Source organism: Paraperibacillus esterisolvens, from assembly GCF_046237625.1.
Classification (GTDB): Bacteria; Bacillota; Bacilli; order Bacillales; family DSM-1321; genus Paraperibacillus; species Paraperibacillus esterisolvens.
Window position 1 is genome coordinate 1,881,487 of record NZ_CP143545.1, and the last position, 15,318, is coordinate 1,896,804.

A 15,318-nucleotide genomic window follows, 5' to 3' on the forward strand; every position below is an offset into this window, starting at 1 on the left:
AGGTAGAGGTGGCTTTAACAATGAACTTTGAACTTGATGAAGATATATTATTTTTAAAAAGAAATGTTCGCGATTTTATCCAGAACGAGGTAGAAGCTGTCGCAATGCAAATCGAGGAAGAGGATAAAATTCCGGAAAGAATTCTTAACCTTTCCAAGGAAATGGGACTGTTTGGTCTGAGTATTCCAGAGGAATACGGGGGCCTGGGAATTGGAATGATCGGCAAATGTGCTCTTTATGAAGAAATCGGCCAAACTCATAATGGATACACTACCCTGATAGGTGCACACACAGGAATCGGCTCTGTTGGTATTGTAGAGATGGGGAATGAGGCACAAAAGAAAAACTATCTCCCCTATATGGCAACAGGTGATCTGATTGGCGCTTTTGCTCTTACTGAACCGGAAGCAGGCTCAAACGCTGCCAATTTAAAAACAACAGCAGAAAGAAAAGGCGATAAATACATTCTCAACGGCTTGAAGCATTATATTACAAATGCCACTGAAGCAAGTGTCTTTACCGTCATGGCAGTTACAGACCCTGCAAAGGGAGCTAAAGGAATCACCTCGTTTATTGTTGAAAAGGATTTTCCGGGCTTTAAAGTAGGAAAGGTTGAAAAGAAGATGGGTCTTAGAGGTTCGCATTCTGCAGAGTTAATTTTTGAAGATTGCGAGGTTCCAGTTGAAAATGTTCTTGGCAGTGAAGGTCAGGGATATGTTAATGCCTTGAAAATTCTTGCTAATGGGCGAGCCGGCCTCGCTTCAAGAAACTTAGGCTCAAGCCAAAAGCTGCTGGATATGTCTGCTTCCTATGCAAAAGAAAGGATTCAATTTGGAACCCCTATAATCAAATACCAGGCCGTCAGCCACATGCTTGCTGAAATGGCAGTTGAGATTGAAGCCTTGCGTTCGTTTACCTTTCGTGTGGCCTGGATGGTAGACCAGGGAATGAAGGTCATTAAAGAAGCTGCGATGCTAAAGCTTTATGGTTCTGAAGTTTACAACCGTGTTGCTGATAAAGCCGTTCAGATTCATGGAGGACTTGGCTATATCGCTGATTATCCGGTGGAGCGCTTTTACCGTGACGCCCGTATTACCAGAATCTATGAAGGAACCTCAGAGATTCAAAAAAATATCATTGCTGCCCAGCTGGAAAAAGAATATTAAAGCTAAGTCAGACAGTGAACCACGCTATGCTTTAGGAAAGTCAGAATGCGAAGCTTAAAAACAAGGAGGTAAAGGCTTGGAGACCAACAAGGTTCAATCAACCTTTTTTGAACACATTGGCTTTAGAAGAGATGAAACAGACCCGGATGCCTTCAACTTGGAGTTAGATCTTCATCCTGATCTTTTTCAGGATGACGGGACCATTCACTCCGGTGTATTCTCTACCATGCTGGATATTGCAATGGGAGCAACTATTTCACAAAAGTTTCTTTCTTTTGCAACCACCATTAATTTAAATATTTCATTTTTTAATCTGAAGCCTTATCCCTCCTTCCGGGCTGAAACGACCATCCTTCATCATGATAATAAAAGCGTTACGGGAGAAGGCGTTATTTTTAACAATGAAGGAGATTTGATTGCAAAAGGAATGGGAACCTTTAAAATTTCCCCAGGGTCGCGTCAGTAGGAAGGAGGAAAACATGTCCCAAACTCTTCATGAAATAAGAACCGGATTTGAAAATAATCCATATCTAAAGAAAACGGGTTTTGAAATTTTAAAGTTTGAAGAGGAAGGTATTCTTTTAAAGCTCACAATAGAACCAGCCCATTTGAATCTAAATCAAACCCTGCATGGCGGAGTTCATGCTTCAATGCTGGAAACTGTACAGACAATGGCGATAAGATCTTTTTATAAAACAAGAGTTTCCGTAATGAATGTCAACATTCAATATTTGGCGGCAACCCGTTCAGGTGAGCTTTTTGCAAGAGCACAGGTTTTCCTAAAAGGATACCAGATTGCCGGGGCTGAGGCTGAAATAACAGACAGTGAAAACCGGCTGATCGCCAAGGGAAGCGGAGTATATAAAATTATTCGTGAAGGAAAGATGTAGAAATAAGCAAAAAGAAGTTGAATATTCTAAAAATTTTGGATATTATTAACTAAATGCATACCAACTAGTTAGTATGTTGGCTGCGGAATAAGAGGTGTAAATATAATGTATTTTGAACATTCCGGTAAAGTGAAAGAGCTTCAAACCCGGCTGACAGATTTCATGAATGAGTATGTATATCCAAATGAAAAAATATATAAGGAGCAAATCGATACACATGATCGTTTTTCTTCTGTGCCTCCGATTATGGAGGAACTAAAGCAGAAAGCTAAAGATGCAGGACTCTGGAATTTGTTCCTGCCAGAGAGTGAATATGGAGCAGGGCTGACCAACCTTGAATATGCTCCTTTGTGTGAAATTATGGGTCGTTCCAGCATTGCCCCGGAAGTTTTCAATTGCGCAGCACCTGATACAGGAAATATGGAGGTTCTCGTGCGTTATGGCACACAGGAGCAAAAGGACCAATGGCTGCAGCCACTCCTGGAGGGAGAAATCCGTTCTTGTTTTTCTATGACTGAACCAGACGTCGCTTCCTCCGATGCCACGAATATCCAGTCTAGTATTATAAGAGACGGCGATGAGTACGTGATTAATGGAACAAAATGGTGGTCCTCTGGAGCCGGAGACCCTAGATGCAAAATTGCTATTGTTATGGGAAAGAATGACCCTGAGGCTGCAAAGCATGAACAGCAATCTATGATTCTAGTGCCACTCGACACCCCGGGGGTAACGATTAAAAGAGTACTTCCAGTATTTGGTTATGACCATGCCCCGCATGGCCATGCTGAAATTGAATATAAGAATGTGAGAGTGCCAGCATCCAATATGCTCTGGGGAGAGGGAAAAGGTTTCGCTATCGCACAGGGGCGCCTTGGTCCTGGCCGGATCCATCACTGCATGAGGACCATTGGTGCTGCAGAGAGGGCCCTGGAAGAGCTGTGTAAGCGTGTTCAGGAGAGAACAGCTTTTGGTAAGAAGCTGTCTGAACAGGGTGTTATCCAGGAATGGATAGCAGAATCAAGAATTGATATTGAACAGGCAAGACTTTTGACGCTAAAGGCCGCTTATATGATGGATACAGTCGGCAACAAAGAAGCCAGGGCGGAAATCGCCATGATCAAGGTTATAGCACCAAATATGGCCTTAAAAGTGATTGACCGAGCTATTCAGGCATTTGGAGCAGCAGGTGTAAGTGATGATTTTACGCTTGCAGCATCCTGGGCCAATATCCGGACACTAAGACTGGCAGATGGACCGGACGAAGTCCATAAAAGAGCCATTTCAAGATATGAATTAAAGAAACATAAATAGAGATGATAAGGAGCGTTTATAGATGCATGTAAAAGAATTATTTGACCTGACAGGGAAGGTGGCCATTGTAACCGGTGGCGGCCGTGGCCTTGGAAGACAGATCGCGGAAGGATTTGCTGAGGCAGGTGCAAACGTAGTTGTTTGTTCGAGAAAAGAGGCTGCTTGTCAGGAAACAGCGGAATACCTGAAAAGCTTGGGTGTTGAATCCTTTGCCTTAAAGTGCGATATCACAAATCCAGAGGAAGTTCAAAATGTTGTAGATAGAACAAAAGAAAGATTTGGCAGGATTGATATTCTTGTCAATAACAGCGGAGCTTCCTGGGGAGCCCCTGTAGAAGAGATGCCGCTTGAAGCATGGCAAAAGGTAATCAATACAAATGTTACTGGAACCTTTTTAATGTCCCAGTCCGCAGGCCGTGTAATGCTTGAACAAAAATCCGGGAAAATTATTAACATTGCTTCTGTTGCCGGTCTGAAAGGTTCCAATCCTAAATATATGAATGCCATCGGCTATAACGCCAGCAAAGGGGCCGTTATCACCTTTACAAAGGACCTGGCTGCCAAATGGGGGCCAAATGGTATCTATGTGAATGCTATTGCTCCAGGATTTTTCCCGACAAAAATGTCCAAGGGGCTTATTGACGCAGCCGGTGAAGGAATCTTAGAGGGAACTCCACTGCGTAAATTCGGTTCCGATTCGGACCTTAAGGGTGCAGCGTTATTCCTGGCTGCACCAGCATCGGATTTTGTGTCAGGTGATATTTTAGTAGTCGACGGCGGGGCACACGTCTTATAAGGAGGAGTAATCATGACAAGAGAAGCAGTGATTGTATCAGCAGTAAGAACAGCCATCGGGAAGCAGGGCGGAGCATTGGCTACAGTACCGGCCCATGTTTTCGGAGCTGAGGTTATTAAGGAAGCCGTTCGCCGTGCTAATGTTAAGCCGGAACTTATAGATGATGTCATCCTGGGAAATGTCATTAGCGGCGGAGGCAATATTGCCAGATTAACAGCTTTACAGACTGGTTTATCACTTGAATTGCCCGGCCTGACCATTGACAGGCAGTGCGGTTCCGGAATAAATTCTGTGATCCTCGCGGCACAGGCTATCCAGTCAGGTGAAGGAGATGTTTATGTTGCAGGCGGCATTGAAAGCATGAGCCGGGCCCCTTACTTAATGGACCGACCAGAAAAGCCGTACAGCCCGGTTCCTCCAAGCTTTAGAAAATCACGGCATTCACCTGAGGAGATCGGTGACCCTCCAATGGGAATTACTGCTGAAAATTTAGTAGAAAAATATAAAATCAGCCGGGAAGAGCAGGACGAGTTTTCTCTTAGAAGCCAGCAAAGAATGGCTGCTGCGGTGGAAGAGGGGCGGTTTGACGGGCAGATTGTGCCGATTACGATTCCTGTCAAAAAAGGGGAACCTTTTGTTTTTAAAAAGGATGAGCATCCGCGTCCCCAAACTACAATCGAGGGGTTAGCCAAGCTTCAGCCAGCTTTCCTAAAGGACGGATCTGTTACAGCGGGAAGCAGTTCTGGATTAAATGACGCTGCGTCTGCACTAGTGATCATGTCGAGAGAAAAGGCGGAAGAACTGGACGTTCAGCCTATGGCTGTTATCCGCGACTCAGCGGTAGCTGGCGTTGACCCTAATATTATGGGGATTGGCCCTGTTCCGGCAGTTAGAAAAGTATTAAAAAAGGCGGGCTTGTCTCTTGAAGAAATGGATGTAATTGAAATCAATGAAGCCTTTGCTGCACAGGTAATCGCCTGCAACAGGGAGCTTGAAATGAATATGGAAAAAGTGAATATAAATGGCGGTGCGATTGCACATGGGCATCCGCTTGGTGCTACTGGAGCCATTCTTATTACTAAAGCAATTTACGAGCTTCAAAGAACCGGCGGAAGATATGCGCTTATTACCGCCTGTATCGGCGGCGGCCAAGGTATTGCCGCCATCATTGAACGAGCGTAAATTTTGTGGAAGGCCCGAAGTTGAAACAAACCTTGTAGCAGTACATCTGCTTAAAAATGTAGAACACCAGCTAAAAGTCCGGAAGTCGTCTTAAACTTTTGTCGGTTTCTGGGATTTAATTCCGAGTTTTCGAGAAAAGACTCTAAATCCGAGGATAAAAGTTGACAATCCGCGGAATGGATTTTAAATCCTGCGAAAAAAAAACGGAGAGCCTCAGGCGCTCTCCAAACTCTATCATTTATATCAAAAAAGGAGGGGGCAGATATGGCTTCCGATACGATTACAATTCGAAAAGGCGAAGAGTTGGATACGAAAGCTATCGAAACATTCCTGAGATCTGAGCTCACCGACTTGCCTGATGACTCTCTTACTATTCAGCAGTTTAGCCATGGACGATCCAACCTCACCTACCAGCTTAGGCTTGGTGAATGGGAAGCAGTATTAAGGCGCCCTCCGCTTGGCCCTGTGGCACCCAAGGCACATGATATGGAAAGGGAGTACCTGATACTTAAGGAAATTCATCCGCATTTCAAAGCCGCACCTAAGCCATATCTGTTTTCTGATGAAAGTGTTCTTGGCAGTCCGTTTTTTATCATGGAAAGAAAGCATGGGATAGTGCTTGACACCGATTTCCCTGAGGGAATTAATCCATCCGAGGAAATGTGCTGGAATTTATCCGCTGCAATGGCCGACAATCTTGCAGCGCTTCACGGTATTGACTATACGAAAACAAAGCTGGTGGAAATGACGAAGCCTGAAGGGTTTATGGAACGGCAAACCGTTGGCTGGATACAGCGTTATGAAAAATCCAAAACCGATGATATACCTGGTATCGACGAACTTACACATTGGCTAAACAGCCATGTTCCGAAGTCTGGGGATGCGTCCATTATTCATTATGATTACAAATTAAACAATTCCATGTTTAATGATAGTTTAAGTGAAATGGTTGGTTTATTCGACTGGGAAATGACAACAGTAGGAGATCCTCTTGCTGATTTGGGCGTTGCCATGAGCTACTGGATTGAACCAGACGACTCAGATCTATTAAAAAGGGGCATGGGAAAACCTCCTATTACCGCAACTCCGGGATTCATGACAAGAAAAGAATTTCTTTCCCGTTATGCTGCTAAAAGCGGAAGAGATATTTCGGATATGAATTTCTACTTAACCTTTGCTTACTTTAAACTTGCTGTCATCTGTCAGCAGATCTATTACAGATGGAAAAAGGGACAGACCCAGGATGAAAGATTCGCTGGGCTGAATAACTTTGTGAACAGTCTTATCCAATATTCACTATACACAGCGGGACAAAAATGGTAACTGCGGACAGGGGTGCCTCTCATTGCTGAAAGTCCATCTTTTATTAAAAAAAGAAGAAATCGACAAAGAAAAAATGCAAGAAAATAAATTGGCTGTGGTCTTCGATATTTTATTAGCCACATCGACTGTTACGTCAGCACTTGAATTTGGTGCAAAGGAAGTAATCCCGGTTCTAAACGGATCAGAGGCACAGCTCGAAGCACAGGGCAGAGAAAAGGATAGCTTTGTACTGGTAGGTGAATACCAGGGTAAGACCATTGATGGTTTTTTATCTCCTAATCCGCTTGAATTGAAGGAGAAAATACAGGGTAAAACGGTTATTCTCTCAACGACCAACGGAACGGTTGCCCTTAAAAATTCATCAGGTGCTAATGCTGTATATGCTGCATCTATCCTTAATAGTGAGGCTGTAGCAAATCATATTTTGCAAGATTACAAGGGAGAAACGATAATAGTAGTTTGCTCCGGATCTTCACAGGAATTTAATGTTGAGGATTTTTACGGTGCAGGCTGCTTTATTGACTGCCTCGTCAGGAGCTGTACAGATGAAGTTGATTTAACGGATTCCGCCTTTGCAGCCCATCAGTTCTATAAAACCAATAAAGAAAAAGGGAAGAATATTTTAAAAAGTTCCCGGGTTGGGCAGATGCTGTCACAGGCAGGATTTGAAAAGGAAATTGAGTTTGTTTCACAGGAGGGCTTTTTCCAATCAGTCCCCCGCCTTGTCAATCGCAAACGTATAATACCGGTTAAAGGTGAGATATCCCTAGATCACTCAATAAATTGATAGCGCTTACATATTGAATGGAGATGAATGTATGACATTAAAACCAGAAGTTAAAGCTTTGCTGGAGTCGTTCAAGGCAAAAGGAGTTCCTCCAATTGAAGAACAGAGCCTTGAGGAAGCCAGAAAAGGATTTGAAGTTTCTGCCAAGCTATTAAGCAAGGCGGAAAAGCTGGCAAAAACTGAAGATCGGAAGATAAAAGGCTTTAAAAATGATATCGGCATTAGAATTTATACTCCTGAAACAGATTCAACAGATGCTCGTCCTGCCCTTGTTTATTATCATGGGGGCGGCTGGGTAATTGGCAATATCGAAACCCATGATGCCACCTGCCATACGCTTGCAGTTGATGGAGACTGCATTGTTATTTCGGTTGATTACAGCCTTTCTCCGGAAAGCAAATTTCCAGTAGCAGTGGAAGATGCTTATCTTGCTGTTCAGTGGGCTGCCGACCACGCAGCAGATCTTAGTATTAATAAAGATTTTATTGCCGTTGGCGGAGATAGTGCAGGAGGAAATCTTGCAGCAGTTGTCTGCTATCTGGCTGTCGAACGAAATTCCCCATCTATTGCTTATCAAATGCTGTTTTATCCTTCAACTGGATACGAATATACTCCTTCATATGAAAAGTATGGAGAAGGCTATTATTTGACGAAGTCCACCATGAGCTGGTTCCGCGAACAATATCTGAACCACCCCTCCGACACTCTCAGCCCTTTAGCCGCACCAATGTTAATCCCAGATGAAGCAGTTTCCAAACTGCCGCCCGCCTTTATTATGACGGCTGAATATGATCCGCTATGTGACGGCGGAGAAAACTTTGCCGCCAAATTAAAACAGGCCGGTGTAGAAACCAAATACGTTTGTGTACCTGGGCTCATACATGGATTTCTAGGGATGACAGAATATCTGCCTGATGCCAAAAATGCCCTTAAACAGGCTGCAAACGAATTTAAGGGGCTGCAAAAAGCAGCGGAAAGTATTTAAAAAGGAGAGATGAATATGTTAACACTGCATCATCAATTCTGGCCTAAAATATCAAAAACTTTAACTCTTCCAGAAACTTCGCTTTATGAAAATTTAAGCTTCAGTGCCAGAAGATATCCAGACAAGGAAGCCATCAGCTATTACGGAAATACTCTTTCTTTTAAGGAATTGGATCACGAAGTGAACTCCCTGGCCGGCTTCCTGCAAAATAAATTAGGTGTCGCAGCAGGAGATAAGGTTTTACTTTTTATGCAAAATTCCCCGCAATTTGTTATCGGTTTTTATGCTATTTCAAGGGCAAACGCAATCGTTGTTCCGATTAATCCTATGCTCACAGCAAATGAGCTGGAGTTCTATATACGTGACTGTAGGATCAAGACGGCCATTACAGGACAGGAGTTATATTCAAAAGTGGGACCTAACGTAGGAACAACCTCTTTAAAAAACGTTGTGATTGCTGCCTATTCCGATTACAAGGGAGATAATTTTACCGGTAATATCCCTGCAGAAGTAGAAGCGTCACGCGCCGTGATTAATGAACCAAATCATTACCTCTGGAAAGAGGCAATTGATGCAAATTATCAGCCTGGCGAGCATACAACCTCGGCGGATGATGTTGTTGTCCTGCCTTACACATCGGGCACCACAGGTCTTCCTAAGGGCTGCATGCATACAAACCGGACAGTTAACGCAAATACTATTGGTGCCTATCATTGGTCAAGATCTACAACGGATACAGTCCATCTTCAGACCTTGCCGCTTTTCCATGTAACAGGAATGGTGCAAAGCATGCATATGCCAATATATGCAGGAGCCACTATGGTAATAATGACAAGATGGAACCGAGAGGCTGCGGTGGAAACGATAAAAAATGAGGGATGTACACACTGGGTAGCCATCGCTACCATGATCGTTGATTTCCTTGCCAATCCAAACCTGAAAAAGGAAGATATTGCTTCCTTAACTTCCATTTCAGGCGGAGGTGCCGCTCTTCCAGAAGCAGTCGGACAAAAATTGTTTAATCTGACAGGATTAAATTTTGTGGAAGGTTATGGATTAACAGAAACAATTGCCCAAACCCATTTTAATCCTGCAGACCGGCCAAAAATGCAGTGTCTCGGTGTACCTTCCTTCAATGTCGACGCACGTATAATCGAACCAGCAACCGGTAAGGAGCTGGGAGTCGGGGAAGTAGGAGAAATTATTGTAAATGGGCCTCAGGTAATGGTCGGTTATTACAACCGGGATGATGAGAATAGGAGCTCATTTATTGAAATAGAGGGGAAAAGCTTTTTCAGAACTGGTGATATCGGCCGTTATGACGAAGATGGGTATTTCTTTATGGTTGACCGGGTTAAAAGGATGATCAATGCCTCTGGTTACAAGGTCTGGCCAACAGAGGTGGAAACTTACCTTTATAAACATCCGGTCATCCAGCAGGCAGTGGTGGTAGGGGTTCCAGATCCAAGAAGAGGTGAAACAGTAAAAGCCTTTGTCATTTTAAATGACGGCTTTGAAGGAAAAGTAACCGAAGAGGAAATTATTGAGTGGTCCAAAGATCATATGGCCGCCTATAAATACCCTCGCCAGGTTGAATTCAGAAAAGAATTTCCTGTTACCAGCAGCGGGAAAATCCTCTGGAGAAAGCTTCAGGAAGAAGAACAGGCTAAAGCAGGACAGGTTTAACTCATTCCTCCAGTTCCTATGTCTTAAAAAATATATGACTCTGGCAACAATAAACTCCTAAGGAGGATAAACATGGAGATATTCGTTCAGCAGATGTTTAATGGCTTAACCATTGGCAGTGTGTATGCCCTTGTAGCTCTGGGACTCACGCTTGTTTATGGAATCCTGCACATCCCCAATTTCGCTCACGGTGCTCTGTATATGATGGGGGGATATATTACCCTCACTATGATGACAAAATTCGGCCTTCATTACTGGCTGGCCATTGTCGTATCCATTCTTGCAGTAGGATTAATTGGGGTGCTGATGGAAAGGCTTGTTTTCCATCCTCTCCGTCATGCACCACCCATTCATGATAAAATTGCTGCCATTGGAATTCTTCTTTTTTTGGAGGCATTGGCCCAGTATGTTTGGGGAGCAGATTATCAAACAATGCCATCTCCATATGGTCAGGTAGTACATCTGTTTGGCCTGACCTTTACGATGCAAAGGCTGCTGATTATTGTCTTTGCAATAGCTGTAATGATTCTTCTTTATGTATTCCTGAAAAAAACATTCACAGGAGCGACCATTATTGCGATGTCCCAGGACAGGGAGGGAGCAAATCTGGTTGGCATTAACACGAATAGAACTGCTATGCTGACATTTTTAATAAGCGGCGGGCTGGCAGCAATTGCCTGTTCACTGGCTGCCCCTATTAATCTAGTATTTCCGGGAATGGGACAGCTTGTTATTCTAAAAGCCTTTGTCATTATCATCCTCGGAGGAATGGGAAGTATTCCAGGGGCGATTCTTGGGGGCTATATACTCGGTTTTAGCGAAAGCCTTGGAGCCACCTATATCTCCAATGACTATAAGGACATTATGGCCTTCGTTCTTCTTGTAATAATATTATCTGTTAAGCCAACAGGGTTGTTCGCAAAGGGGGGACACTAATGGCAAAGATACTAAATCAGAAAAATATTATTTCTTTACTGATTCTATTTGCGATTGTGTTCCCTTTTCTTACTAAAAATGAATATTTCATTCATGTTATGACTCTGTCATTTATCTGGATGATAGGCGTTTACGGTCTTAATTTGCTGGCAGGATATACAGGGTATCTGTCCTTAGCTCATGCAGGATTCTTTGCCATCGGAGCCTACTCGCTTGGCCTATTAACTGTAAAAGCTGAAATGAATTTCTGGCTTGCATTTCCGCTTTCCCTGCTGATTACAGCCATTCTTGGATTTTTAATAGGATTAATAGCTTTAAGAACAAAGGAACACTTTTTTGCAATCTATACTCTCTGTGTAGGCTATATCATTTATTTAGTAATTGATAAATGGGACAGCTTAACAGAGGGTGTCCGAGGTCTAATTGGTATACCGGCTCCTGGGAAAATTGGTCCAGTCAGCTTTGAGGAACCGTTATCTCAATACTATCTTGTCTTGTTTTTCCTTCTTTTGAGTGTACTTGTTGTGTACAGGATTATCCATTCCCTTTCCGGAAGAACTTTTATTGCCATCCGGAACAGCGAGGATCTCGCACTTACAATTGGAATTTCAACAATGAAAAACAAGCTTTCCGTGTTTGTACTCTCCACCATTTTTGCCGGACTTTCTGGTGCTCTTTACGCCTCCTTTATACGTTTTATCGGACCGGATATCGGTCAAATTTCCGTTACTTTTGATTTGCTCACTTATCTGCTGGTAGGAGGAATCGGAACCCTTTCAGGGCCTATTGTTGGCACGGTGCTGATTGTTTGGCTGTCGCAGGAGCTTCAGTTTTTACAGGATTATCGAATGCTCATTTTTGGCCCCGTTTTAACACTCTTAGTTATTTTTTATCCAAGGGGAATTGTAGGAGCTATATCAGGCTGGAAACAAAAACGGGATGAAAAAAGAAAGCCTCAGCATTCCCGTGGAAGTTCAGGTTCTGTTCCCTTTGGAAAAAACCATGTCACAGCAGACAAATCGGTGAAGGAGGGGTAGAAATGTTTCTTGAAACGAGGGGATTGACTAAAAGATTCGGAGGGAACACAGCCGTCAACAATGTCGACTTTACTGTGGAACAGGGTAAGATTAATGCCATTATTGGCCCTAATGGTGCGGGTAAATCCACATTTTTTAATTTAATAAGCGGCTTTCACCCTCCAACATCAGGTCAAGTGATTTTCAAAGGTCAGGATGTAACAAATATGCCAGCCAACAGAATTGCCAAGTTAGGCGTTGCAAGAACATTTCAAACAACCAATCTATTTGAGCAATCAACAGTGCTGGATAATGTTATTGTCGGACATCGCCTTAGAACAAAATCAAATCTCTTCGATGCTATTTTTAGGACAGGCCGATTAAAAATAGAAGAAGCAATATGCAGAGAGAAAGCTTTGGAAGTGATAGAATTTACCGGCCTTAAGCATGTTAGTGAAAAACTAGTCGGCAATTTATCACAGGAGGAAAAGAAACGGGCCGCCTTTGCGCTGGCTCTTGCAACAGACCCTGAAATAGTTTTTCTTGATGAGCCGGCTGCCGGTGTCAACCCAGACGAAACAGAAGGACTGGCGGATTTAATTAAGCAGATGGCTCAAAAAGGGATCACCGTTTGTCTGATTGAACACAAGATGAAAATGATTATGAAGCTCGCAGACAAAATTATGGTTCTAAACTATGGCGAGAAAATAGCAGAAGGGACACCGGATCAGATTCAAAATAATCCGGCTGTCATTAAGGCTTACCTGGGAGGGAGTGCCATTGCTTAAGCTTGAAAATGTTTCAGTTAAATACGGGGGCTTTACGGCCATTGAGGATTTAAAGATTGAAGTAGAAAAAGGCCAGATTGTTGTCCTTCTTGGTGCAAATGGGGCAGGCAAAAGCACGTCTTTTAAAGCCATCAGTGGACTTAAAAAACCTTCATCAGGAGAAATTACCTTTGAGGGAACACCAATCAGCAGACGCACAGCCGATAAAATTGTTCAGCTGGGAATTGTTCAGTGTCCGGAAGGGAGACATCTTTTTCCTGCCATGTCAGTATACGAAAACCTTAAAATGGGTGCCTATGTACACCGCAGAAAAAAGGATGAAATCAAGAAATCAATGTCCTATGTATTCGAGTTATTTCCTATTTTAAAAGATAAGCAGAATGATCCTGCAGGCTCTTTAAGCGGAGGGCAGCAGCAGATGCTTGCAATAGGAAGAGCGTTGATGTCTAAACCAAAGCTAATGATGCTGGATGAACCTTCGGTAGGGCTGGCACCCTTAATTGTAGAGCAAATGTTTGAGGTTATCAAAACGATAAATAAGGAAGGAACAACAATTCTTCTCGCTGAACAAAACGCTAATGCTGCTTTAAAAATTGCTGATAAAGGTTACGTATTTGAAAATGGATCGGTCGTTCTTCAAGGAACTTCAAAGGAGTTATTCTCCAATGATGAGGTTAGAAAAGCTTATATCGGAGCGTAACCTCTTTTTGTTCCATTTGAGGGGGTGATGGCAGCATTTTTAGATTTGTTTTTTAGAATATTTTAAATAATAAAAAATAAGGGGAGAAATCGATGCAAAAATTAAGAAGCCTGATTGGTCTGGCTATCATTTTCGTTTTCATGTTTACCCTCGTGGCGTGTAATTCGTCCAAGTCCAACAGTACGGCAACTAAATCGAAAAAGGCTGATGCCGATGGAGCAGCAACAGTGAATATTGGGTATAGCGGCCCGTTAAGCGGACCTGCAGCCTTTTATGGCAAACGGACTTTGAACGGTACAAAAATGGCGGCCGAGGAAATCAATAAAGCTGGCGGCTTTGAAGTAAAGGGTAAGAAATATAAGTTGAATGTTGTTGCTCTTGACGACAAATATTTGCCAAACGAAACAGGGGCTAATGCCAAAAGACTTCTTCAGGAAAATAAGACACCGATTATTTTTACTCCCCACAGTGGTGGAGTAGCCGCCCTTCAGGTTTTTAACCAGACAGGCAATAAATTTATCATCGGCGCCTATACGAGTGAGCCGAAGATTACTGAGAATGGAAATAAGTTAACTGTCCGAATTCCTCCGCGTTATGACGGGTATATTGGGCCGTTCACAAAATATGCGATGGATCACTTCGGCAAGAAGATTGCATTTCTTCCAACTTCCTCTCAATACGGAAAGGACTGGTCGGAAAAACTACAGCCTTATTGGGAAAAGCAAGGCGGAAAAGTGGTTTACAACTCCTCCATTGATTTTGCAAAAGAAACAGATTTCTTCACAATTGTTACAAACGCATTGAAGAAAAAGCCGGATGTTTTGTTTCTCGGAGGAGCTTCAGAGCCTACTGCGAAAGTTGCAAAACAGGCTAGGGAGCTAGGATTTAAAGGCGGATTCATTGTTATGGACCAGGCAAAGCTAGATGAAATGAAAAAAGTAACTGGTTCTTATGATGTTTTGAATGGAGCAATCGGCGTAATGCCTTTGGTTCACTCTGAGAGCCCTGGCATTCCAGAATTCGTTAAAAACTACAAAGCTAAAAATAATGAAGATCCTGGTTCTGAAGCTGGTTTGAATTATGTCGCAACGTATATTTTTGTTGAAGCTATGAAAGCTGCCGGCTCTGTAGATGACCCTGAAAAAATCCGGGCACATATGCAGGATGGGCTGGATAAGCTGCCTGAGGACAAAAAGGTTTATATGATTCCAAAGATTGATGACCATGGCGGATTTGAAGGGGAATTAATTGTTGCAGCGGTTGAGGATGGAAAAATTGTTCCAATTAAAGTGAAATAAGCCATTAAAAAGAAAAACGTGAACCATAACAGTTTGCGTTTTTCTTTAATTTAGGGAGTAGTTGCTGTTTTTCTGGGGCATTATCGATCTAAACTCCACTGATTAAGGACCAAAGTTTCCTATCACTTTTAAGCAAAGAGCCTTCCCTTAAAGTGCCAAAATCCGAAGTCGCTGTTAACCCTTTCAAGCTGACACAAAGCATTCTTTTATTATAGGTTCGGAGCTTTGAAGAGAACGTTCTCTTAAGTTTATTCTTCATTACCAGGACAATTTTATCACGAATTACTTTATCCTAATGGTAAGTCCAATTAGTGTAAAAAACTTTGAGAGGAAACTGATTGTGCCGGTCATATTAATGACTCCCTGTAGCACTCCCTCTCCTTGATCGAGAGCGGAGCGTTAATATGGGTGGTTACATTCATAACATTAGGTATGAAACTGGGAAAGAAATGGA

General features: G+C 42.8%; 15 protein-coding genes. All 15 read left to right on the top strand.

Features of this window, described 5'->3' with window-relative positions; genetic code table 11:
• The first annotated feature begins 20 nt into the window (after positions 1-20).
• Complete coding sequence (locus V1501_RS09445; protein ID WP_409292830.1) at positions 21-1,166, top strand: acyl-CoA dehydrogenase family protein; 1,146 nt, start codon at positions 21-23, stop codon at positions 1,164-1,166.
• 76 nt (positions 1,167-1,242) lie between these two features.
• Positions 1,243-1,632, top strand: a complete 390-nt coding sequence (locus V1501_RS09450) for a PaaI family thioesterase (RefSeq protein ID WP_409292832.1) — start codon at positions 1,243-1,245, stop codon at positions 1,630-1,632.
• 13 nt (positions 1,633-1,645) lie between these two features.
• A complete protein-coding gene (locus V1501_RS09455; protein ID WP_409292834.1) occupies positions 1,646-2,056 on the top strand; it encodes a PaaI family thioesterase in 411 nt (136 codons plus the stop codon).
• A gap of 105 nt (positions 2,057-2,161) precedes the next feature.
• A complete protein-coding gene (locus V1501_RS09460) occupies positions 2,162-3,367 on the top strand; it encodes an acyl-CoA dehydrogenase (RefSeq protein WP_409292835.1) in 1,206 nt (401 codons plus the stop codon).
• 22 nt (positions 3,368-3,389) lie between these two features.
• Entirely contained in the window at positions 3,390-4,163 is a 774-nt protein-coding gene (locus V1501_RS09465; RefSeq protein WP_409292836.1) for an SDR family oxidoreductase, read from the top strand.
• Between the two features lie 12 nt (positions 4,164-4,175).
• Complete coding sequence (locus V1501_RS09470) at positions 4,176-5,345, top strand: thiolase family protein (protein ID WP_409292838.1); 1,170 nt, start codon at positions 4,176-4,178, stop codon at positions 5,343-5,345.
• A 264-nt stretch (positions 5,346-5,609) separates the two neighbouring features.
• Positions 5,610-6,668: a phosphotransferase family protein gene (locus V1501_RS09475; protein WP_409292840.1), complete on the top strand. Its 1,059-nt coding sequence runs from the start codon at positions 5,610-5,612 to the stop codon at positions 6,666-6,668.
• A gap of 22 nt (positions 6,669-6,690) precedes the next feature.
• A complete protein-coding gene (locus V1501_RS09480) occupies positions 6,691-7,455 on the top strand; it encodes a 2-phosphosulfolactate phosphatase (RefSeq protein ID WP_409292841.1) in 765 nt (254 codons plus the stop codon).
• A 31-nt stretch (positions 7,456-7,486) separates the two neighbouring features.
• Positions 7,487-8,440 (top strand): alpha/beta hydrolase, encoded by a 954-nt coding sequence (locus V1501_RS09485; protein WP_409292843.1) that lies wholly within the window; start codon positions 7,487-7,489, stop codon positions 8,438-8,440.
• A 15-nt stretch (positions 8,441-8,455) separates the two neighbouring features.
• A complete protein-coding gene (locus tag V1501_RS09490) occupies positions 8,456-10,126 on the top strand; it encodes a long-chain fatty acid--CoA ligase (protein ID WP_409292845.1) in 1,671 nt (556 codons plus the stop codon).
• Positions 10,127-10,198: 72 nt separating this feature from the next.
• Positions 10,199-11,062 (top strand): branched-chain amino acid ABC transporter permease, encoded by an 864-nt coding sequence (locus V1501_RS09495; RefSeq protein ID WP_409292847.1) that lies wholly within the window; start codon positions 10,199-10,201, stop codon positions 11,060-11,062.
• Positions 11,062-12,099, top strand: a complete 1,038-nt coding sequence (locus tag V1501_RS09500) for a branched-chain amino acid ABC transporter permease (protein WP_409292848.1) — start codon at positions 11,062-11,064, stop codon at positions 12,097-12,099. Before V1501_RS09495 ends, V1501_RS09500 begins: the two co-directional genes overlap by 1 nt.
• A 2-nt stretch (positions 12,100-12,101) precedes the next feature.
• A complete protein-coding gene (locus tag V1501_RS09505) occupies positions 12,102-12,866 on the top strand; it encodes an ABC transporter ATP-binding protein (protein WP_409292850.1) in 765 nt (254 codons plus the stop codon).
• Positions 12,859-13,566 (top strand): ABC transporter ATP-binding protein, encoded by a 708-nt coding sequence (locus V1501_RS09510; protein WP_409292851.1) that lies wholly within the window; start codon positions 12,859-12,861, stop codon positions 13,564-13,566. The genes V1501_RS09505 and V1501_RS09510 overlap by 8 nt, the downstream gene beginning before the upstream one ends.
• 92 nt (positions 13,567-13,658) lie before the next feature.
• Positions 13,659-14,864 carry an ABC transporter substrate-binding protein gene (locus V1501_RS09515; protein WP_409292852.1) on the top strand — a complete coding sequence of 402 codons (1,206 nt, stop codon included), beginning with the start codon at positions 13,659-13,661 and terminating at the stop codon, positions 14,862-14,864.
• Positions 14,865-15,318 lie beyond the last annotated feature (454 nt).

Coding starts and splice junctions, on each gene's coding strand:
- V1501_RS09445 (WP_409292830.1), top strand. CDS start 21: ATGAACTTTGAACTTGATGAAGATATATTATTTTTAAAAAGAAATGTT.
- V1501_RS09455 (WP_409292834.1), top strand. CDS start 1,646: ATGTCCCAAACTCTTCATGAAATAAGAACCGGATTTGAAAATAATCCA.
- V1501_RS09460 (WP_409292835.1), top strand. CDS start 2,162: ATGTATTTTGAACATTCCGGTAAAGTGAAAGAGCTTCAAACCCGGCTG.
- V1501_RS09465 (WP_409292836.1), top strand. CDS start 3,390: ATGCATGTAAAAGAATTATTTGACCTGACAGGGAAGGTGGCCATTGTA.
- V1501_RS09470 (WP_409292838.1), top strand. CDS start 4,176: ATGACAAGAGAAGCAGTGATTGTATCAGCAGTAAGAACAGCCATCGGG.
- V1501_RS09475 (WP_409292840.1), top strand. CDS start 5,610: ATGGCTTCCGATACGATTACAATTCGAAAAGGCGAAGAGTTGGATACG.
- V1501_RS09485 (WP_409292843.1), top strand. CDS start 7,487: ATGACATTAAAACCAGAAGTTAAAGCTTTGCTGGAGTCGTTCAAGGCA.
- V1501_RS09490 (WP_409292845.1), top strand. CDS start 8,456: ATGTTAACACTGCATCATCAATTCTGGCCTAAAATATCAAAAACTTTA.
- V1501_RS09495 (WP_409292847.1), top strand. CDS start 10,199: ATGGAGATATTCGTTCAGCAGATGTTTAATGGCTTAACCATTGGCAGT.
- V1501_RS09500 (WP_409292848.1), top strand. CDS start 11,062: ATGGCAAAGATACTAAATCAGAAAAATATTATTTCTTTACTGATTCTA.
- V1501_RS09505 (WP_409292850.1), top strand. CDS start 12,102: ATGTTTCTTGAAACGAGGGGATTGACTAAAAGATTCGGAGGGAACACA.
- V1501_RS09515 (WP_409292852.1), top strand. CDS start 13,659: ATGCAAAAATTAAGAAGCCTGATTGGTCTGGCTATCATTTTCGTTTTC.